The sequence below is a fragment of the Oleiphilus sp. HI0079 genome (assembly GCF_001635105.1).
On the sequence record NZ_LWFT01000101.1, the window covers coordinates 1 to 19,390 of the forward strand.

Sequence of the window (19,390 nt, forward strand, 5' to 3'; positions counted from 1 at the left end):
GATGTAATCAAAGCCTCCGATGAGAGGAACCGGTAAAGCGATATGCGCGTAAAGCTTGGAATCGTTTGGGGAGTTCATAATCTGGTAGTTTACGCTGAGCAGGTAAGCGGGTCATGTGAAAAACGAACAGTGGGCTGATTTTAGGTAAGGCTAGTCAAAATATAACCAATTCAGGCTTGCACTCTATATAGGTTTTGGTAAGATGCTCCGCCTCAAATTCGGCCTGTGCGCCTTTTTGTGGTGCTAGGCTCGAAGCCTTCCTTGCGGTGCTCATTGCTCGACAGGTTTACAGTGAGTGGCGGCAAAACTTTATAGAGGTCATTATCATGAAAAACGATATTCATCCTGAGTATCAGGAAATCGAAGCAAAATGCAGTTGCGGTAACGTGATCAAGACACGTTCAACACTGTGCAAAGATCTTCTTTTGGACGTGTGCTCGGCGTGCCACCCATTCTACACTGGTAAGCAGAAAGTGATGGACACTGGCGGTCGCATCGACAAGTTCAAGAAGCGTTTCGGAAGCAGAATCGCAAGCTAGTCCGATTCCAAAATTTAAAAAGAGCGCTACGCGCTCTTTTTTTGCACTTAGACAGGGTTTACACCTGTTAGGTCTGAATCAGAGTTCGCAACGTAGAACTCGGTTTCACGGAGTAACTCTTGATGACATGCAGGAGCGATATGCTCGGTATGAAGTCGAGAGTAAGTATCCATTAAAGGCTTCGGCCTAAAATTTTAAAACGGTACACTGTAATGGCAGACGATTTAAAACAAGCAGCACTCGACTATCACGCTCAACCTCGTGCGGGGAAAATCAGTGTTGAAATCACTAAACCAACTCTAACTTCACGTGACCTTTCTCTAGCATACAGCCCTGGTGTAGCAGAGCCAGTGCGTGCAATTGCTGAAAATCCGGAAGACGCGTACAAGTACACGGCAAAGGGCAACCTTGTCGCTGTAATTTCTGACGGCTCCGCGATTCTTGGTCTTGGTAACCTTGGTCCATTGGCAAGTAAGCCAGTAATGGAAGGTAAGGGTGTACTGTTTAAGCGTTTTGCTGGTATTGATGTGTTTGACATCGAGGTTGATTCTGAAAGCCCTCAGGCGTTCATAGATACAACAAAGCGAATCGCAAATACGTTTGGTGGTATTAATCTCGAAGATATCAAAGCACCTGAGTGTTTTGAAATCGAGCGTATCCTTCAAGAGCAGTGCGAAATTCCAATTTTCCACGATGATCAGCATGGTACTGCAATTGTTACCGCTGCGGGCATGATCAACGCGCTTGAGCTAGCGGGTAAGAAAATTGAAGATGCAACAGTTGTTTGTCTAGGTGCCGGCGCAGCCGCTATTGCTTGTATGAAGCTTCTAATTAGCTGTGGCATGAAGCAAGAGAATATCTTCATGCTTGACCGTAAGGGTGTTATTCATACTGGTCGTGATGATTTGAACCAGTACAAGGCGATGTTCGCTAATGACACTGACAAGCGTACGCTTGCAGATGCCTGTGACGGTGCGGATGTTTTTGTTGGTCTATCTGGTCCTAACCTTCTTTCTGTAGAAGATTTGAACCGCATGGCTCCAAATCCGGTCATCTTTGCATGCTCTAACCCTGATCCTGAGATCAAGCCAGAAACAGCAATTGCTGCGCGCTCAGACTTGATCATGGCGACTGGTCGTTCAGACTACCCGAACCAAGTGAATAACGTTCTTGGCTTCCCGTTCATCTTCCGTGGTGCTCTTGACGTTCGTGCAACCGCGATTAATGAAGAGATGAAGGTAGCGGCGGTTCATGCAATTAAAGATCTTGCAAAAGAGCCTGTACCACAGGAAGTCGTTGATGCTTACGGTGGTGAGCCTCTTGAATATGGCAAAGATTATATTATTCCTAAGCCATTGGATGTCCGCTTGTTGGGCGCGGTCTCTGCAGCAGTTGCCAAAGCAGCAGTTGACTCAGGCGTTGCGCGTTTTGGCTATCCTGAGCATTACCCGCTCAAAACAGTCGAAGACATTAAGTAATTAATGTTTTGAATAAAAAAAACCGCTTCATTGAAGCGGTTTTTTTGTGTCTGAATACTTGTCGAAGAATGTAACTATCTGACAGTGCTGATCGCGATTAAATTGGTAAGGGCTTGAATCAGCTCGCTTTAAAAAATGTCCTCTGGTCGTTCAAAGCGTTCATCAGGCTGTCGCTCTGATGCTTCGGTTTCATTGTCGATTAGTAGAGGCATGCTAGTCATTTCCTGTTCAGGAATATTCTCCTCCCTGAAGAATTCAAACATGGTTTGCTCTGCCACTGCGGAGCGCTTTCCTGTTTTGGTATTTATCTTTACGCTGACAATGCCGTTCGGTTGCTTGAGGTTGGCCAATGGTGTGTCTTTTAACGCTACGTTCATATACTCCATCCAGATAGGCAGAGCAGCGCGGGATCCATATTCGCTTCTACCAAGCGTTCGGGGCTCATCGAAACCGACCCAAGTGCTGGTCGCAATATTGGTATTGAAACCAGAAAACCAGGCGTCTTTTTGATCATTTGTCGTTCCTGTTTTGCCTCCAAGATCGCTGCGCTTCATTGAGGCAGCTCTTCGCCCTGTGCCTTTGCGAATCACGTCCTTCATCATCGAATGAAGAATGAAAACTGCGCGTTCATCTGCGATTCTCGGGGCGACCTTAATAGTAGGAGCTTCTGGGTTGCGACCTGAAATCTCTGCTTCAGCAGTCGTGATTGTTAATGTTTCTGTTCGAGCTGCATTTTCATTCTCGCACGCCTGATCACAAACGACATAAGGATCAGCTTCAAAAAGGATTTCGCCTTGAGCATTTTCTATACGGCTTACGAGATACGGCTCGATATAATGGCCGCCATTAGCGATCATTGCGTACCCTGCTGCAATCTGCATGGGCGTAATGCCGGCGCTTCCCAGAGCAAGAGAAAGATCCTTCGGTAGGTCTTTCTCGTTAAAACCGAACTTCTTGATACGTTCGAGGGTATTGTTAATGCCTAGACTTTTAAGAAGGCGAATTGAGACTAGGTTTCGTGAGCGATAGAACGCTTCCCGGAGTCTTGTTGGTCCATAAAATTTGCCGCTCGAGTTTTCTGGTCGCCAAGAGGTTTCTAGGTTTTTGTCCTCGAACACGAGTGGTGCGTCATTTATTAGGCTGGCTGCAGTTTTTCCTTGCTCAAGAGCTGCAAGATAAATGAATGCTTTAAAGTTTGAGCCGGGCTGCCTCTTTGCCTGAGTTGCGCGATTGTACTTGCTCATTTGGAAGTTGTAGCCTCCACTGAGGGCGAGAATGGCTCCGTCTTTTGGACGAATAGATATCAATGCGGCTTGTGCTTCGGGGCTTTGTTGCAGTTCGAAGCTGAACAATGAATAGTCTCGAATGGCCTCTCTCGAGGCTTGGTGCTCATCCTCTTGTGGCGGCGTCGCCTCTTCCGTATGCAGCAGTACTTCGCCTTCTTCGGTCTGAGTGTGGTCTTTATTCATGTTATCGATAAGGCGCGCCTCGATGATGTCGCCTGATCTGAAGAGTCCTTCAAAATTGCTTGGAGGCTCGCCCACTTTGTTGATGTTGATAAAGGGGGCAGCGCGCGTTGCTTGTTCTAGTGAGATGTGGCCCCGCTTGCCATCAAGAGAGAAGATTGACAGTTGGTCTGAAGTGCTTTCCTCAACTAATGCTGGAGTGAAGCGTGTTTTTGCTAGGTAGCTACGGAGGATTTGTTTTTTCTCCGCATCGCTCTCTGAGCCATCAAGTTCAATGTTGTCTAACGGCCCTCGATAGCCATGGCGAGCATCATAAGCTTCTAAACCATTGATGACGGATTTCTGCGCCTGAGCCTGTAACTCGCTGTTTGCGGTCACGAAAACGCGCAAACCGGTGGTATAGGCGTCAGAACCATATAGCTCGACTGCTTTTTGACGAGCCATCTCTGCTATGTAAGGGGCTGATAGATCTGGCTGCGGGTTGTGGTAGCCTGCCGTGGTTGTCTCTTGTCGAGCGGCTTTGTGCTCGGCGATAGAAATCATATTCAGATCGAGCATGCGGTTGAGTATCCAGTCGCGACGAATTTTTGCGCGCTCCGGGTTAATAATCGGATTGTATCTTGATGGTGCTTTCGGAAGCCCTGCGATCATTGCACTTTGCGCAAGCGTCAGCTCGTCTAGGTTTTTTCCGTAATACACTTGTGCTGCTGCTTTTACACCGTAAGCGCGGTTGCCCAAATAGATCTTGTTAAGGTATAGCTCAAGAATCTCCGGCTTGGAAAGCACGCTTTCGATTTGTATGGCGAGGAAAATCTCATTGAATTTTCGTATGAATGTCCGTTCTCTGGTCAGAAAGAAATTCTTGGCCACTTGCATTGTTATTGTGCTGCCGCCTGTTTTGATACGTCCAGCTTGGATTAACTGAGCCGCAGCGCGAGCAAGGCCGATGACATCGATACCGCCGTGCTCGTAAAAGCGATTGTCTTCTGCGGCGATAAAAGCGGAGGTTAAAGTGGTGGGTATTTCTTCGATTCCCACAGGGCTTCTTCGCTTCTCACCAAACTCCGCGAGTTTTTTGTTGTCACTTGAGAATATACGCATAGGGGTCTGTAATTGCGTTGTTCTCAATTGCGCCGCATCAGGGAGTTGCGGTGCAAGGTATAAATAGAATGCGCTTAACAATATGCCAGCGCCGCAAACAGCTGCAGCGCCAAGCCACACAAAAAAGGTGGAGAGTCTCACAAAACGAGCCATGTTTTTCCTAGCAGTTTATGAATATAGGTCTATTATCTTAGAAATAGCTTTAAATTCGGACGGTAAATATTATACGTCTATTTTGAGTGCTTTTAGTAAAGAATTGTACTGTGTGTTCTCTAACTTAGTTGCTTATTCGCGGGTTTGAGAAACTCAAGTCGATTTAGAAGGTTGGTTCTCTGTGTTTGGATTATTCGGAAAAAAGAACGACACTGTTCTCGGTGTCGACATCAGCTCTTCCTCAGTGAAGTTGCTTGAGCTATCAAAGAATGGCGACAAGCTTCGTGTGGAGAGTTATGCGGTTGAACCTCTGCCTGCAAACTCGGTGGTTGAGAAATCAATCAACGACGTGGAAGCAGTGGGTGAAACAGTCAAAAAAGTACTCGCAAAATCGCGTAGCAGTGTTCGCCTTGGAGCGGTCGCTGTTGCAGGTTCGGCGGTAATCACCAAGACCATTCAAATGAATGCCGGGTTGAATGATCAGGAGCTCGAAGATCAAATCTCTGTTGAGGCTGATCAGTATGTGCCTTATCCGCTGGATGAGGTTGCAATCGACTTTGAGGTGCTCGGGCCATCTGAGGATAGTGCTGATCAGGTTGATGTTCTGTTAGCCGCGTGCCGGAAAGAGAATGTTGAACTTCGTGAAGATGCTCTGGAGATAGGCGGGCTTACGAGCAAAATTGTAGATATCGAGGCGCATGCTGTAGAGCGCGCTTTTGATTTGATTGCTCGCCAAATGGATGAGTCGGCCGAAGAGCGCACTGTCGCTATTGTTGACATTGGTTCAACAATGACAACGCTGAGTGTGTTAGCGGATAACACCACCGTCTACACGCGTGAACAGTTGTTTGGCGGGCGACAGCTCACTGAAGAAATTCAGCGTCGTTATGGTCTTTCCTTCGAGGAGGCAGGTCTTGCTAAAAAACAGGGCGGGCTTCCGGACGATTACGAGAGAGAAGTGCTCGATCCGTTTAAAGAGGCGGTCGTGCAGCAAGTTGCTCGTTCCCTACAATTTTTCTTTGGTTCTAGTCAGTACAACGAGGTTGACTACGTTGTACTTGCTGGTGGTGTGGCATCAGTTCCTGAGTTGTCTGATATGGTCCAAGAGAAGGTTGGCATCAAAACGATCGTTGCGAACCCTTTCTCCGACATGACTCTTAACTCTCGAGTGAATGCATCCGCGCTGAGCAATGATGCACCATCTCTGATGATTGCATGCGGTTTAGCCATGAGGAGTTTTGTTTAATGCCAAGTATTAACCTAAGGCCTTGGCGCGAGGAAGAACGCGCTAAGCGTCAAAAAGAGTTTATTGGGATGCTCGTCGCTGTAGCGATTGCTGCAGGAGGGTTGTTCTTTTTATGGAATACCCAAGTCGATGCAATGATTACCGAGCAAAAAGCACGTAATGCTTACATCAAAACCTCAATGGCGGTTCTTGATAAAAAGACCAAGGAAATAGCGGAGCTTAAAGAAAGACGTGAGCAGTTGCTGGCTCGAATGAAGGTTATTCAGGATCTTCAGGGTACGCGTCCAGTGATCGTTCGAGTCTTTGACGAGCTTGTGAAGACTTTGCCAGAAGATCTTTACTACACAAGCCTCGTTCGCAAGGTAAACAATGTTTCTATTCAAGGAATAGCTGATTCAAATAATCGGATTTCAGGCTTGATGAGAAATCTTGAGGGCTCAGATTGGTTTGCAAGTCCAAATCTAAAAGATGTGAAAGCAGCTAAAGGCGGTGATAAGAGTGCATTTGATATGGCTGTTATGCAAGTCACGCCGGCCTCCGATGAAGTAGAAGGAGAATAGTTGTGAGTTTTGCAGAGCAAATGGAAAGTTTAAAAAACTTCGATGTTAATGATCTTGACTTTAATAATGCAGGCTCATGGCCTGCGCCGATCAAAGGCATCGTGTTGTTGTTGGTTTTTGCACTGATTCTTGGTGGTGGTTATTGGTTCATGATCAAGGATCAATATGCATCCCTAGATAGAATTGAAAAAGAAGAGGCAACTTTAAAGCAGCAATACGAAGCGAAGGCTTTTAAAGTTGCAAATTTGGAAGCTTATCGTCAACAAATGGCCGAAATGGAAGAGTCTTTTGGTGAGTTGCTCAAGCAGCTGCCAGCGGATACTGAAGTGCCGGGTTTGCTTGAGGATATTACGAATACGGGACTCGGGACGGGGCTTGCTATCAACAGTATCGGTTTGAAGCCGGAAGTTTCTCGTGAGTTCTACGTTGAGTTGCCAATTGATATTTCCGTACAAGGTACATACCACGATATGGCAGCATTCGTTAGTGGAGTGGCCGCTTTGCCGCGAATCGTTACGTTGCACGACTTCGATATAAACCCCGCAGGCAAAAGTGCTGGTGATTTGGTCATGACGATCTCTGCGAAAACGTATCGCTATAATCCTGAGCAAGGCGGGGCGAAGAAAAATAAGAGGAAGAAAAAATGAGTAGAGTTTTAGTTTCTTCTATCTTAATCGCGAGTACAGCATTGCTGACGGCGTGCGGAGGCAGTGGGGGTTATGCTGATCTCGACGCCTTTATGAAGAAAGCAGACAGTAAGCCTGGTGGGCGAATAGAGCCTCTGCCAGAGATGGTTGTGTACGAGTCGTTTGAGTATTCAGAAGCAGGAAGTCGATCTCCGTTCACCCCACCAGTTGAGAAAGTGGATACGAATATTCAGATTGCTGAAGATCAAAGTAACATCAAGCCAGACCTAGATAGGCCGAAAGAAGTGCTTGAGTACTTTCAGCTAACGCAGCTTCGAATGGTCGGAACTTTGCAAAAGCAAGACTCTGACACTCTATGGGCGCTAATCTCTGATAACGAGGGCGGTGTGCATCGTGTGAAAGAAGGCCAGTTTATGGGCAAGAATCACGGCCGAGTGGTTGGAATTCAAACAGGCAGCATAAGTCTGATTGAAATTGTACCAAACGGTGTTGGTGGTTGGATTGAGCGACCACGCTCTGTGACGCTAGAGGAAATTTAGTGATGAGGAGCGTGCGACTAGTGAAAAAAATGAATTCAGAAATTAAGTTACTTAGAGTTTTTGGGGCAATAAAAATGTTGGGTCAGCCGAAATTAGCTTTATCGATGTTCATGGCAATGTTTATGTCCGTGGCCAATGCGGCGGTATTACAGGGCGTGAAGTTTGCCTCAATGCCTGGGGATACAGTAGAGATTGTGTTGAGTTTTGACTCGCCGCCTGCCAAACCCAAAGTGTTTAGTATCGGTCAAACAGCAGATATCTCTGTGACCGTAGATGGCGCAACGAATGGTATTGGGAAGCGCTATCATGAACTTGGTTTGGGCAATGCCCGGCGAATGACCGTGATCGAGGCTGAGAATAGCGATGGTCAGATGGCTACGCGATTTGTCATCGATTTAGCCACAATGGCGCCATACACCAGTGAGGTTTCTGGCAACGATCTGATCATGCGAGTTGGTGCAGCAGCGCCAGCACCTTCCGCCTCCCAAGAATCTTCAGAGCAAGTGACCGCTTCTTCCGCTGCAAGCGATATTACCAGTATTGATTTTCGCCGTGGAGAAAAGGGTGATGGGCAAGTCATTATTGGTTTGAACAATCCTTCTGTAGACATTGATATGTCTGAGGTTGGTGGAAATATTCAGCTTGTTATTTCGGGGGCAGAGCTTCCAGAGGCTTTGCGCCAACGTTTAGATGTTGTTGATTTTGCGACACCTGTTCACCGCATTGAGTCGTATGTTGAAGACGGCAAAGCAAAAATCGTGATTAAGCCGGAAGGTAATTATGACTACCTAGCCTATCAGGCGGACAATCAGTTTGTTGTCAGTGTTGAAAAGGTGACCGAACAGGAAGCCGAAGAGCGCTTGAAAGAGAAGTTTCCTTACACGGGCGAAAAGCTGTCTCTTAACTTCCAGAATATTGAGGTTCGTGCTGTATTGCAGTTGATCGCAGATTTTACAGGATTGAATTTGGTAGCAAGTGACACCGTAGGCGGCAGCATTACCCTGCGTTTGCAAAATGTTCCTTGGGATCAGGCGCTAGAGTTGGTACTAAAAACGAAAGGTCTTGATAAGCGCACAACAGGCAATGTGATGTTGGTTGCTCCGGCAGAAGAGATTGCTGCGAGAGAAAAACTTGAGATCGAAACAAACAAGCAGGTTGCTGAGTTGGCGCCAGTCCGTTTGGAAATCATTCAGGTTAACTACGCGAAGGCTGCCGATATTGTTGCCATGCTGCAGCAGGATCAAGAGTTGATTTCTGGGCGCGGGTATATCTCTTCAGATGAGAGAACGAATACGATTAGCGTTCGAGAAACATCGGACAAGTTGCAGCAGATCCGTACCTTGGTTGATACTTGGGATATTCCGGTTCGCCAGGTATTGATCGAAGCGCGTATTGTTCGTGCTCGATCTAACATTACTGAAGAAATGGGTATCCAGTGGGGTGGTTCAGGCGCTACTGATACGAATGGTGGCGGACACAACTGGGGGTTTAGTGGCTCGACCGAGGGTAATGTAGAGTATTTTAATAGTGGTACGGTCACATATCCTGGTGCACTGGCAGTAGACTTAGGCGTGACTCGAGCTAATGCTTCGTCATTTGGTATTGGTTTCACCACAGATAATATGTTACTTGATTTAGAGCTCTCGGCTTTTGAGGCTGACGGTAAAGGTGAGATTGTAGCGCAGCCAAAAATCGTTACAGCGGATCGTCAGACAGCGACTATCAAATCAGGCGAAGAGATCCCTTATCAAGAAGCTTCGTCTTCTGGTGCGACTTCGGTATCGTTCAAAGAGGCTGTGCTGTCTCTGGAAGTAACGCCGCAAATTACGCCAGATGATAACGTTATTATGGATCTGAAGGTAAATCAGGATGATCGTGGTGAGGTTACAGCTGGTATCCCAAGTATTGATACTAACGAAGTGATTACGCAGGTTCTCGTTGGTAATGGAGAAACGATTGTTCTTGGCGGTATATTCCAGTCTGAGCAGGCGACAACGGTCACCAAGACGCCTTTCTTGGGCGACATTCCATACATTGGTAATCTGTTTAAGAAGACTGAAAATATAGATCAGCGTTCTGAGCTGTTGATATTCATCACGCCTAAACTGATTAAAGATGGCTTGATAGATCAGTAGGGAAAGTAGTGTCAAAAGCCGGGCCTAAGAGCTCGGCTTTTTTTTGCCTGTTCGGCTCGTTCAGTTGGTTGAAAGGGTGTTAAACTCTCACTTTTTAAGTGGCTTATTTAATGGCGTATAGGACGAAGAAGCCTTTGGTTGTGTTGGTCGGTCCAATGGGGGCGGGTAAAACGACTATAGGCAAATTGCTGGCAGCGGAGCTCTCTTATGAGTTTGTTGACTCGGACAAGGAGATTGAGCGTCGATCTGGTGCTGATATTCCGTGGATTTTCGATGTTGAGGGTGAAGAGGGGTTTCGAAACCGAGAGGTTGCCGTGATTCGTGATCTATCGACAGAGTCTGACGTGGTTCTAGCAACGGGAGGCGGTGCTCTAATTCGTCAGGAGAATCGAGATCATCTTACGAGAAATGGCTATATTGTTTATTTAAATACCTCTGTCGATCAGCAGTTTACTCGCACGCATAAGGATAAAAATCGCCCGTTGCTGCAGGGCGACAGCGACCCTATGACGGTGCTTACGGAGCTTATGAAAGTGCGTGATCCTATCTATCGAGAGGTTGCAGATTTTGTTGTCGACACAAATAAAAAGTCATTGCGATTTATAGTGAAAAGTATTGTTAACGCGCTTGAGCAAAGTGACAGTATTTCAGCAGAGGAAAAATAAGAAGTGTCCCAAAATGTTGATATTTTGAATGTAGATTTGGGAGAGCGGAGCTATCCGATCTATGTTGGCTCCAATTTAGTCTCTTGCTCAGAGTATTTTGAGAAACATATTCGAAGCAAGCGAGTCATGATTGTTTCAAATACCACAGTCGCGCCCCTCTATGAAGCTTCTCTTCGTAAGGCCTTGTCCGCTTTTGACGTTGATAGTGTCATTCTTCCTGATGGCGAACAATTCAAAACTTGGGAAAATCTGAATCTAATCTTTGATGCATTGCTTGAGCGAAAACATTCTAGAAGTACGACCTTGATTGCGCTTGGTGGCGGAGTAATTGGCGATATGACGGGTTTCGCTGCCGCAAGCTACCAGCGTGGCGTTGATTTTATCCAGGTTCCTACAACTTTGTTGTCCCAAGTTGATTCATCTGTAGGAGGTAAGACAGCGATCAATCACCCTTTGGGAAAGAATATGATTGGTGCGTTTTATCAGCCAAAGGCTGTTGTGATTGATACATCGACATTGAACTCGTTGCCTGAACGAGAAGTGTCTGCAGGGCTGGCTGAAGTAATTAAGTATGGCTTGATTCGTGACCTCCCGTTTTTTGAGTGGCTTGAAGGCAATATGAGTGCTCTCCGGAGGTTGGAGGAATCAAGTCTCCGCTACGCGATATTGACGTCGTGTGCTTGTAAGGCGAGGGTTGTAGAGGAAGACGAGAAAGAAGGCGGTGTTAGGGCAATCTTGAATCTTGGTCATACGTTTGGGCATGCAATTGAAACTTTTGCTGGATACGGCAACTGGCTTCATGGCGAGGCTGTTGCGGCTGGAATGGCGATGGCTGCAGAAATGTCGCAAGAGTTGGGCGATCTCAATAAGGCGGATGTCGAGCGAGTGCTCGCTATGCTGGCCTCTGCTGGTTTACCTAAAGTAGGTCCTGTGGAAATGTCTTCTTCCGACTATCTTGAGTTGATGTCGGTTGATAAAAAGGTGATAGACGGAGCACTGCGCCTTGTTTTGTTGGAGCGTCTCGGGTTTGCTAAAGTGACGAGTGACTTTCCTATGCATGCTCTTATGCAGGTTTTACCGCAGTGATGTAGAGCTAGCTTTCGATGTTGTATCTGAAAAAATAAAAAGATAAAGGCCTTGCTGGAATCGCTAACTTACTTGGGGCAGGTAGCTAATGAGTCAGGAACATTTTCTTTCGATTGCTCGTCGTTTGCTTGATCGCGATGGTGAAGCAATAGAAGGCCTATCTGCTGATTCGGATTATTTTTATGCTGGTGCTCAGCGCCAGCATCAGCTTGAAACAATTCGTCATCTCGCTTGTTTTGGTGATTTTCTGTTGTTTTTAGAGGCTGAGCTTGGTGCAGGGAAGTCAACTCTTCTTCGAAAAGTAGCTGCAGAACTCAGATCTGAGCTACAGGTGATCTACACCGAGGTTGAGGATGAGTCGACCCCTGTTTCGTTAGTTCAAGATATCGCCAACAAAAGCTCAGTTTTTGCCGCTCCATCGGAAGATATGCAGTCTCTACTCGGGCGCTGTAAAGCGAGTTATGAAAGTCTCTATTCCCAAAAATCGAAAAGAACTTTGCTTATTATTGATGATGCTCATCGTGCAGAGCCCGGCTTGATTAAAAGCGTGCTCTCGACTCTTGAGTTGCCGCAACCCGATTCGCCAGTAGTGTTGCTGATTGGTTCGAGCAAGAGTATGGGTGAGCTCGTAGGTGATTATCGTTCTGAAGAGCTGCATGTTTTGTCCTTAAATAAGCTGAAGAGAGGTGATCTCAGGGAGTACATTCAGCTTGGTTTAAAGAGTGTCGGTTATGAAAGAGACCTGTCTCTAACAGATGCACGGCTTGATGCTCTTTATGTCAGAAGTGGGGGCTTGCTTAAGAACATTGAGACTTATATGGGGTCTGCCATCTTTGGAGATGATAACGAGCGAGCAGTTGAGCCGGAAACGAAGCTTCCGGCTAGAGTTCCGGTTGCGGCGCTCGCTACCATTGTTGTCATATTGGTCGCGTCTTTCCTTTTTGTGGCTCAGCAGCACAATTTGTTTTCTGGTCTGATCGACGTCGAATCGGAGGGAGATGACAAGCTTGCTCAACGATTGGCTCAGCAGGAGCGGATTGCGATGCTCGATAAAGCGCTAGAGCAGAGTAGCAAGTTCGAGGAGTCTGAAGAATTAACTATGGAAGATGGTGAGAAGGCTTTAATTGATGTAGAAAGCGATTCGTCGCTCGCTCCAGTGGAGTTAGCTGCTGGCGACTCGGACGGAAATGAGTTTGATTCTGTAGAGCGGGGTTTAGTATCTTCAGAACCAGAACCAGAACCAGAACCAGAACCAGAACCAGAACCAGAACCAGAACCAGAACCAGAACCAGAGCCAATTAAACAAGATTCTGTAAAAACGATTAGCACAAATCTTGTCGGGTCTGATGCCTCTAAAGAGGCAGTTAAAAAAGTTGCGATTACTAAAGAAGGGAGAAGGCATCCTGCATTTCGTGACGCATTCTGGGTTGAGTCTCAAGCGACAGACGCACATACATTTCAGGTTCTAGGCTCTTATAATGAGTCAACAGCTACGCGTTTTGTCGAGCAAGTTGGCTTGCAAGACCTTTACTATGTCGAGTCGTCATACAAGGGTAAACCCTGGTTTGTTGTATTGTATGGCGTCTTTCCAGACATTACCTCGGCGCGCCGTGCTGGCGCTGCTCTCCCCTATCGGGTCGCAAGGGAAAAGCCTTGGATACGCAGTATTGATGGCTTGAAATGACCGGCTTTCGATTGATTCGATTGGCAAAAACCTCACCAAATTCCAAAATCTCTGCTGATTAAATTTGTCCTTGATGGGGGCTGTGTGTAAAATGTCCGACCCCAATTTTTGTAGTCGTACATAAATAGCGAGAAAAATTGCTAAGTGTATGAATTTACTAGATGTTTTTAGAGAGAATGCTATGGCAGCAGGTTTGTTTCGCCCAGAAGAATTTCGAGATAACTGTGGTTTTGGGCTCATAGCGCACACCGAAGGTGTGCCAAGTCATGCGTTATTAGAAACAGCAATTGAGTCGCTGACGTGCATGACTCACCGCGGTGGTATTGCTGCTGATGGTAAGACTGGAGACGGCTGCGGATTGCTACTTCAGAAGCCCGATTCGTTTTTGCGCAAGGTGGCGCAGGAAGAAAGCGCAATTACACTCGGTCAACAGTATGGCGTCGGCATGATTTTCTTGCCAAACGACGCTGATCGGGCAACAGAGGCGCGTGAGGCTTTTGAAGCTAAGTGTGTCGCAGAAGGTTTAAGCGTTAAAGCTTGGCGTGTTGTGCCGACTAATAACGACTGCCTTGGGCGTATGGCGCTTGACTGTCTTCCTCAAATAGAACAGGTTTTTGTCGAAGCCGACGAGAGTGTTGATGATCAGGCGTTTGGACTTAAGCTGTTTGTTGCGCGCAAAAAGATCGAAAAAGCGCTCGCGCACGATGAAGACTTTTATGTCTGTAGCCTGTCGGACCAAGTGATCTCTTACAAGGGTCTGATGATGCCGGTCGATCTGCCGAACTTCTATTTAGATTTGGGCAATAAGGACCTAGAGACGGCAATATGTGTTTTTCACCAACGATTCAGTACGAACACAATGCCGAAATGGCCGCTAGCGCAGCCTTTTCGCTTTCTTGCCCATAACGGTGAGATCAATACGATTGAAGGAAACCGTAACTGGGCACTTGCGCGCACTAGCAAGTTTGAAACGCCTAGTTTGCCAGAGCTGGATTCGATAGCGCCGCTGGTCAATCGAACAGGTTCAGATTCATCCAGTATGGATAACATGCTCGAGCTGCTGATTGCCGGAGGTATGGACTTGTTCCGTGCTATTCGCATGATGATTCCTCCTGCATGGCAAAACGTAGACACGATGGATGCTGACCTAAGGGCGTTCTATGAATTTAATAGTATGCATATGGAACCATGGGATGGTCCTGCGGGATTGGTAACGACTGATGGCCGTTATGCCGTATGTTTGCTAGACCGCAATGGCCTGCGACCAAGCCGCTGGGTTGTCACGAAAGATGGCTTTATTACTGTGGCTTCTGAAATCGGTACATATTCTTACAAGCCAGAAGATGTGGTTGCTAAGGGGCGTATTGGTCCAGGGCAGATTCTAGCAATTGATACGCAAACCGGTGAGGTTTTGCATACGGATGATATCGATAAGCGCTTGAAGACGGCGCATCCGTATAAGAAATGGTTGCGTGAGAATGCGCAACGTATGGAAACGCGTTTGGGTAAATCCTCTTCGGCCTTCAAGGCGATGGGCGAAGACGAGCTTAAAACGCAAATGAAGATGTTTCAGGTTAGCTATGAAGAGCGAGATCAAGTACTTCGACCGTTAGGAGAGGCTGGCCAAGAGGCTGTGGGCTCGATGGGTGATGATACCCCGATGGCGGTTCTTTCTCATCGGGTACGCTCTGTCGCCGATTACTTTAGGCAAAAATTTGCTCAGGTAACAAATCCACCGATCGACCCGCTTCGTGAAGCGATTGTCATGTCGTTGGAAACCTGTGTGGGCGCAGAAAGAAATGTATTCGAGGAGTCACCTGAGCACGCTAAGCGTATTATTTTGACTACGCCTGTGTTGAGTCCAGCGAAATTCGCCGCCATTTTGAACAACGCGCTTGGATTTTCGTCAGCTACTATTCCGCTTCAGTTTGATGCATCACAAGGCCTTAAGGCAGCAATTGAGAGTGTCTGCAAGCAGGCGGAGCAAGCGGTGCGTGACGGAAATGTGATTATCGTTCTGTCAGACAGAGATATTGAACAAGGCAAGTTGCCGGTGAATGCGTTTATGGCGACCGGTGCTGTACACCATCATTTGGTGGAACAAGGACTGCGTTGCGATGCCAATATCATTGTCAAAACAGGCTTTGCTCGCGATCCGCATCATTTTGCAGTGTTGTTTGGTTTTGGTGCGACGGCGGTCTATCCGTATTTGTCTTATCAAATCATTAACGACCTCATCGAGAGTGGTGAGATGTTAATGGACCCGATTGAAGCGAAGAACAACTATCGCAAGGGGATTGGTAAAGGGCTTCTCAAAATTCTTTCGAAGATGGGCATTTCCACAATTGCATCGTATCGTGGCGCGCAGTTGTTTGAGTCTGTTGGTCTAGCGGATGATGTTGTTGATCTTTGTTTCAAAGGGGTCGCTAGCCGAATTAAGGGAGCGGACTTTGAGGATCTCCAAGCCGAGCAGGAACTGCTTGCGAAGGAAGCTTGGAAGGCGCGCAAGTCGATTCAGCCAGGTGGTCTTCTTAAATACGTGCATGGTCAAGAGTACCATGCCTTCAATCCTGATGTAGTCAATACGGTTCAGCGTGCAGTTGAGAGTGGCGATTACGGCATCTACAAAGAATATGCAGAGCTTGTAAACAAGCGCCCCGCTGCAACTTTGCGGGATCTATTTGTGGTTAGCGCCAATGCCAAAGAAATTCCTTTGAGCGAAGTCGAACCAGTAGAGAATATCTTTCCGCGTTTTGACTCTGCCGCGATGTCTTTGGGCGCTCTGTCGCCGGAAGCGCATGAGGCTCTAGCTGTTGCAATGAATACGTTGGGAGGTCGCTCTAACTCTGGTGAGGGTGGTGAGGATGTCGCCCGATATGGGACTATTAAGCGCTCCAAGATCAAGCAGGTCGCATCAGGCCGTTTTGGTGTTACACCGCATTATTTAAGCAGTGCTGATGTTATCCAGATTAAGGTGGCGCAGGGTGCAAAACCTGGAGAGGGCGGGCAGCTGCCTGGAGGAAAGGTGAACGATCTGATTGCTGAGCTTCGTTACTCAGTGCCAGGCGTAACGCTTATCTCGCCTCCACCGCATCACGATATCTACTCGATTGAAGACTTAGCGCAGCTGATCTTTGACCTGAAGCAGGTAAATCCGAAGGCTTTGGTTTCCGTCAAGCTAGTATCGGAGCCTGGTGTCGGTACGATCGCTGCGGGTGTTGCGAAAGCATATGCTGATTTGATTACCATCTCTGGCTACGACGGTGGTACGGCAGCAAGTCCATTAACATCGATTCGTTATGCTGGCTCTCCTTGGGAGCTTGGCTTGAGCGAGGCGCATCAGACCCTAAGAGGGAATGACCTGCGAGGGAATGTCCGCTTGCAAACCGATGGCGGTTTGAAAACTGGATTGGATGTTGTGAAGGCAGCTATTTTAGGTGCAGAAAGTTTTGGTTTTGGCACGACGCCAATGGTTGCGTTGGGTTGTAAGTACTTGCGTATTTGTCACCTCAACAATTGTGCGACGGGTGTTGCAACTCAGAATGAAAAACTGCGTGAGGAACACTTTAAAGGCACGGTTGAAATGGCGATGAATTTCTTCCGCTTTGTGGCAGAAGAAACGCGTGAGTGGATGGCTAAGCTTGGCGTTCGAAGTTTGGAGGAGTTGGTCGGCCGAACTGAATTGCTCGAAGTCCTTCCAGGTGCGACTGCGAAGCAGCAGAAATTGGATCTGTCACCGATTTTATCCGATGGTGATGTGGCAGAGGATAAGCCGCATACCTGTGAAGTTGAGCGAAATGTACCGTTCGATAAAGGATTGCTTGCAGAACGTATGATCGAAGCTTTATTGCCGGCTATTGAATCGAAATCAGGCGGTGAGTTCGAGTTTGATGTGACTAACTGTGATCGTTCGATTGGCGCACGGTTGTCTGGTGAAATTGCACTGCGACATGGTAATCAAGGGATGGCTGACAGCCCGATCACTTTGAGCTTGAAGGGCACTGCTGGGCAGAGTTTTGGTGTTTGGAATGCGGGTGGCTTGAATATGTATCTCGAAGGGGATGCAAACGACTATGTTGGTAAAGGGATGACCGGCGGTCGCCTTGTTGTGCAGCCACCGGCAGGAAGTGTTTTCAAAACACAAGAGACTTCTATTGTTGGTAACACCTGTTTGTACGGCGCAACTGGTGGAGAGCTGTTTGCGGCGGGAACGGCAGGTGAGCGTTTTGGGGTGCGTAACTCTGGAGCGAGTGCTGTCGTAGAAGGAGCCGGTGATCATTGTTGTGAATACATGACCGGCGGGTTGATTACGGTTCTTGGTGATACAGGCTATAACTTTGGAGCTGGCATGACAGGCGGATTCGCTTATGTGTTAGATCAAAACAATAGCTTTGTAGACAAGTACAACCACGAGTTGGTTGAGATTCAACGCATTTCTTCCGAAACGATGGAGCCTTATCGCAATCATTTGCGCGGCGTCATTCAGGAACATGTCGCTGCTACAAACAGTGCATGGGGTCAAGAAATTCTAGATAACTTTGATGACTTTACACCGCATTTTTGGCTAGTTAAGCCGAAGGCTGCAAGCTTGACGACTCTACTTAGTGCCGTCAGAACGCGGCCAGAGTAAGGGTGAGGTCTAATGGTTATTCTTAATGAGGTAAGACATGGCTAAGCGCTTAGATAATAACTTTCAATTTATTGAAGTAGGGCGTTGCGATCCGAAGAAAGTCCCAATGGCGGATAGAACCGAGGGCTTTGGCGAGATCTACGAAACATTTAAAACTGAGGAGGCTGCAGAGCAGTCTCATCGTTGCCTCGAGTGCGGAAACCCGTACTGTGAATGGAAGTGCCCGGTGCACAACTTCATACCGAATTGGCTCAAACTTGTGTCGGAAGGAAATATCATCGAGGCGGCTGAGCTAAGTCATCAGACAAACTCTTTACCAGAGGTTTGTGGGCGTGTTTGTCCTCAAGATCGGCTCTGTGAAGGGGCTTGCACACTTAATGATGGTTTTGGGGCGGTCACGATTGGTTCGGCGGAAAAGTACATAACCGATACAGCGTTCGCGATGGGCTGGCGTCCGGATATGTCCAAGGTTGTATGGACAGATAAGCGTGTTGCTGTGATTGGGGCTGGGCCTGCTGGTTTGGGTTGCGCAGATATTTTGGTTCGTAATGGCGTTAAACCGGTTGTTTTTGATCGTAACCCCGAGATTGGTGGTCTGCTGACGTTTGGGATTCCCGAGTTTAAACTCGAAAAGAACGTGATGTCACTGCGCCGGGAAGTGTTTAGTGAGATGGGTGTTGAATTCCGCTTGAACGTGGAGATTGGTAAAGATGTCACTATCGCTGAACTGCTTTCGGAATACGATGCAGTGTTTATGGGGATGGGTACTTATACTTACATGAAAGGCGGTTTTCCCGGTGAAGACTTGCCAGGCGTATACGATGCCTTGCCTTTTCTGGTTTCGAACGTTAACCGCCGTCTTGGTTTTGAAAAATCTGAAGAAGATTTCATCAATATGAAGGATAAGCGGGTTGTCGTTCTGGGAGGCGGAGACACTGCGATGGACTGTAATCGTACCTCGATTCGCCAGCAAGCAGATTCGGTAACCTGTGCTTATCGTCGTGATGAGGCAAATATGCCCGGTTCGCGCAAGGAAGTTCAGAACGCCAAAGAAGAAGGTGTGCAGTTTTTGTTCAACCGTCAGCCGGTAGCAATTGTTGGTGAGGATAAGGTTGAAGGCGTCAAGGTTGTTCAGACGAAACTGGGCGACCCTGATGAGAATGGCCGTCGTCGCCCTGAAGTTGTTCCGGACAGTGAAGAGATCTTGGCTGCAGATGCGGTATTGATTGCTTTTGGTTTCCGGCCAAGTCCTCCAGAGTGGTTGGGAGATGTTAAGGTCGGCGTTAATAGCTGGGGTGGCGTAGAAGCTCCGGAAATGGGCGACTTTCCTTTTCAGACAGCTAACCCGAAGATCTTTGCTGGTGGTGATATGGTGCGTGGTTCGGATCTAGTGGTGACTGCTATTGCTGAAGGCCGCAAAGCTGCTGAAGGTATTTTGGATTATTTGGACGTTTAATACGT

At 47.4% G+C, this 19,390-nt stretch carries 14 protein-coding genes; 12 read left to right on the forward strand and 2 right to left on the reverse strand.

All coding sequences use genetic code 11. From position 1 onward, the window contains the following. The first annotated feature begins 326 nt into the window (after nt 1-326). On the forward strand, nt 327-539 hold the full coding sequence (rpmE, locus tag A3750_RS01450) for a 50S ribosomal protein L31 (protein ID WP_068454520.1): 213 nt from the start codon (nt 327-329) through the stop codon (nt 537-539). Between the two features lie 47 nt (nt 540-586). On the opposite strand, the gene A3750_RS27090 is transcribed toward rpmE, so the two are convergent. Then, complete coding sequence (locus A3750_RS27090) at nt 587-712, reverse strand: hypothetical protein (protein ID WP_255374856.1); 126 nt, start codon at nt 710-712, stop codon at nt 587-589. Between the two features lie 39 nt (nt 713-751). Between A3750_RS27090 and A3750_RS01455 the strand changes: the two genes are divergently transcribed. Then, a complete protein-coding gene (locus A3750_RS01455; protein ID WP_068454522.1) occupies nt 752-2,017 on the forward strand; it encodes a malic enzyme-like NAD(P)-binding protein in 1,266 nt (421 codons plus the stop codon). 128 nt (nt 2,018-2,145) lie between these two features. Here the strand turns inward: A3750_RS01455 and A3750_RS01460 are convergent, their stop codons facing one another. After that, nucleotides 2,146-4,737 (reverse strand): penicillin-binding protein 1A, encoded by a 2,592-nt coding sequence (locus A3750_RS01460; RefSeq protein ID WP_068466016.1) that lies wholly within the window; start codon nt 4,735-4,737, stop codon nt 2,146-2,148. Between the two features lie 181 nt (nt 4,738-4,918). Here A3750_RS01460 and A3750_RS01465 point away from each other — a divergent pair, with 181 nt between their 5' ends. The 10 genes from A3750_RS01465 to A3750_RS01510 all read left to right on the forward strand — a co-directional run bounded on the left by A3750_RS01465 (nt 4,919) and on the right by A3750_RS01510 (nt 19,385). Further along, nucleotides 4,919-5,983 (forward strand): pilus assembly protein PilM, encoded by a 1,065-nt coding sequence (locus A3750_RS01465; RefSeq protein ID WP_068452647.1) that lies wholly within the window; start codon nt 4,919-4,921, stop codon nt 5,981-5,983. Beyond that, nucleotides 5,983-6,543, forward strand: coding sequence for a PilN domain-containing protein (locus A3750_RS01470; RefSeq protein WP_068452650.1), 561 nt, complete (start codon nt 5,983-5,985; stop codon nt 6,541-6,543). The genes A3750_RS01465 and A3750_RS01470 overlap by 1 nt, the downstream gene beginning before the upstream one ends. Nucleotides 6,544-6,545: 2 nt before the next feature. Further along, complete coding sequence (locus tag A3750_RS01475; protein ID WP_068452654.1) at nt 6,546-7,190, forward strand: type 4a pilus biogenesis protein PilO; 645 nt, start codon at nt 6,546-6,548, stop codon at nt 7,188-7,190. Then, the gene (locus tag A3750_RS01480) at nt 7,187-7,729 is read left to right on the forward strand and encodes a pilus assembly protein PilP (protein WP_068452657.1); all 543 of its coding nucleotides are present in this window, start codon (nt 7,187-7,189) and stop codon (nt 7,727-7,729) included. Before A3750_RS01475 ends, A3750_RS01480 begins: the two co-directional genes overlap by 4 nt. A gap of 122 nt (nt 7,730-7,851) precedes the next feature. Beyond that, nucleotides 7,852-9,864 (forward strand): type IV pilus secretin PilQ, encoded by a 2,013-nt coding sequence (locus tag A3750_RS01485; protein WP_231871669.1) that lies wholly within the window; start codon nt 7,852-7,854, stop codon nt 9,862-9,864. A 110-nt stretch (nt 9,865-9,974) separates the two neighbouring features. After that, nucleotides 9,975-10,529, forward strand: a complete 555-nt coding sequence (aroK, locus tag A3750_RS01490) for a shikimate kinase AroK (RefSeq protein WP_068452663.1) — start codon at nt 9,975-9,977, stop codon at nt 10,527-10,529. Between the two features lie 3 nt (nt 10,530-10,532). Next, nucleotides 10,533-11,615 carry a 3-dehydroquinate synthase gene (gene aroB, locus A3750_RS01495; RefSeq protein WP_156492251.1) on the forward strand — a complete coding sequence of 361 codons (1,083 nt, stop codon included), beginning with the start codon at nt 10,533-10,535 and terminating at the stop codon, nt 11,613-11,615. Nucleotides 11,616-11,703: 88 nt separating this feature from the next. Beyond that, nucleotides 11,704-13,299, forward strand: coding sequence for an AAA family ATPase (locus A3750_RS01500; protein WP_068520447.1), 1,596 nt, complete (start codon nt 11,704-11,706; stop codon nt 13,297-13,299). Nucleotides 13,300-13,480: 181 nt separating this feature from the next. Then, on the forward strand, nt 13,481-17,929 hold the full coding sequence (gltB, locus tag A3750_RS01505) for a glutamate synthase large subunit (RefSeq protein WP_068466018.1): 4,449 nt from the start codon (nt 13,481-13,483) through the stop codon (nt 17,927-17,929). A gap of 37 nt (nt 17,930-17,966) precedes the next feature. After that, nucleotides 17,967-19,385 carry an FAD-dependent oxidoreductase gene (locus A3750_RS01510; protein ID WP_068455587.1) on the forward strand — a complete coding sequence of 473 codons (1,419 nt, stop codon included), beginning with the start codon at nt 17,967-17,969 and terminating at the stop codon, nt 19,383-19,385. Nucleotides 19,386-19,390: the final 5 nt, after the last annotated feature.

Bases quoted from the DNA above. Each gene is read 5' to 3' on its own strand.
- A3750_RS01485 (WP_231871669.1), top strand. From the start codon at position 7,852: ATGTCCGTGGCCAATGCGGCGGTATTACAGGGCGTGAAGTTTGCCTCA.
- gltB (WP_068466018.1), top strand. From the start codon at position 13,481: ATGGCAGCAGGTTTGTTTCGCCCAGAAGAATTTCGAGATAACTGTGGT.
- A3750_RS01470 (WP_068452650.1), top strand. From the start codon at position 5,983: ATGCCAAGTATTAACCTAAGGCCTTGGCGCGAGGAAGAACGCGCTAAG.
- A3750_RS01460 (WP_068466016.1), bottom strand. From the start codon at position 4,737: ATGGCTCGTTTTGTGAGACTCTCCACCTTTTTTGTGTGGCTTGGCGCT.
- A3750_RS01500 (WP_068520447.1), top strand. From the start codon at position 11,704: ATGAGTCAGGAACATTTTCTTTCGATTGCTCGTCGTTTGCTTGATCGC.
- rpmE (WP_068454520.1), top strand. From the start codon at position 327: ATGAAAAACGATATTCATCCTGAGTATCAGGAAATCGAAGCAAAATGC.
- A3750_RS27090 (WP_255374856.1), bottom strand. From the start codon at position 712: ATGGATACTTACTCTCGACTTCATACCGAGCATATCGCTCCTGCATGT.
- A3750_RS01455 (WP_068454522.1), top strand. From the start codon at position 752: ATGGCAGACGATTTAAAACAAGCAGCACTCGACTATCACGCTCAACCT.
- aroK (WP_068452663.1), top strand. From the start codon at position 9,975: ATGGCGTATAGGACGAAGAAGCCTTTGGTTGTGTTGGTCGGTCCAATG.
- A3750_RS01480 (WP_068452657.1), top strand. From the start codon at position 7,187: ATGAGTAGAGTTTTAGTTTCTTCTATCTTAATCGCGAGTACAGCATTG.
- A3750_RS01510 (WP_068455587.1), top strand. From the start codon at position 17,967: ATGGCTAAGCGCTTAGATAATAACTTTCAATTTATTGAAGTAGGGCGT.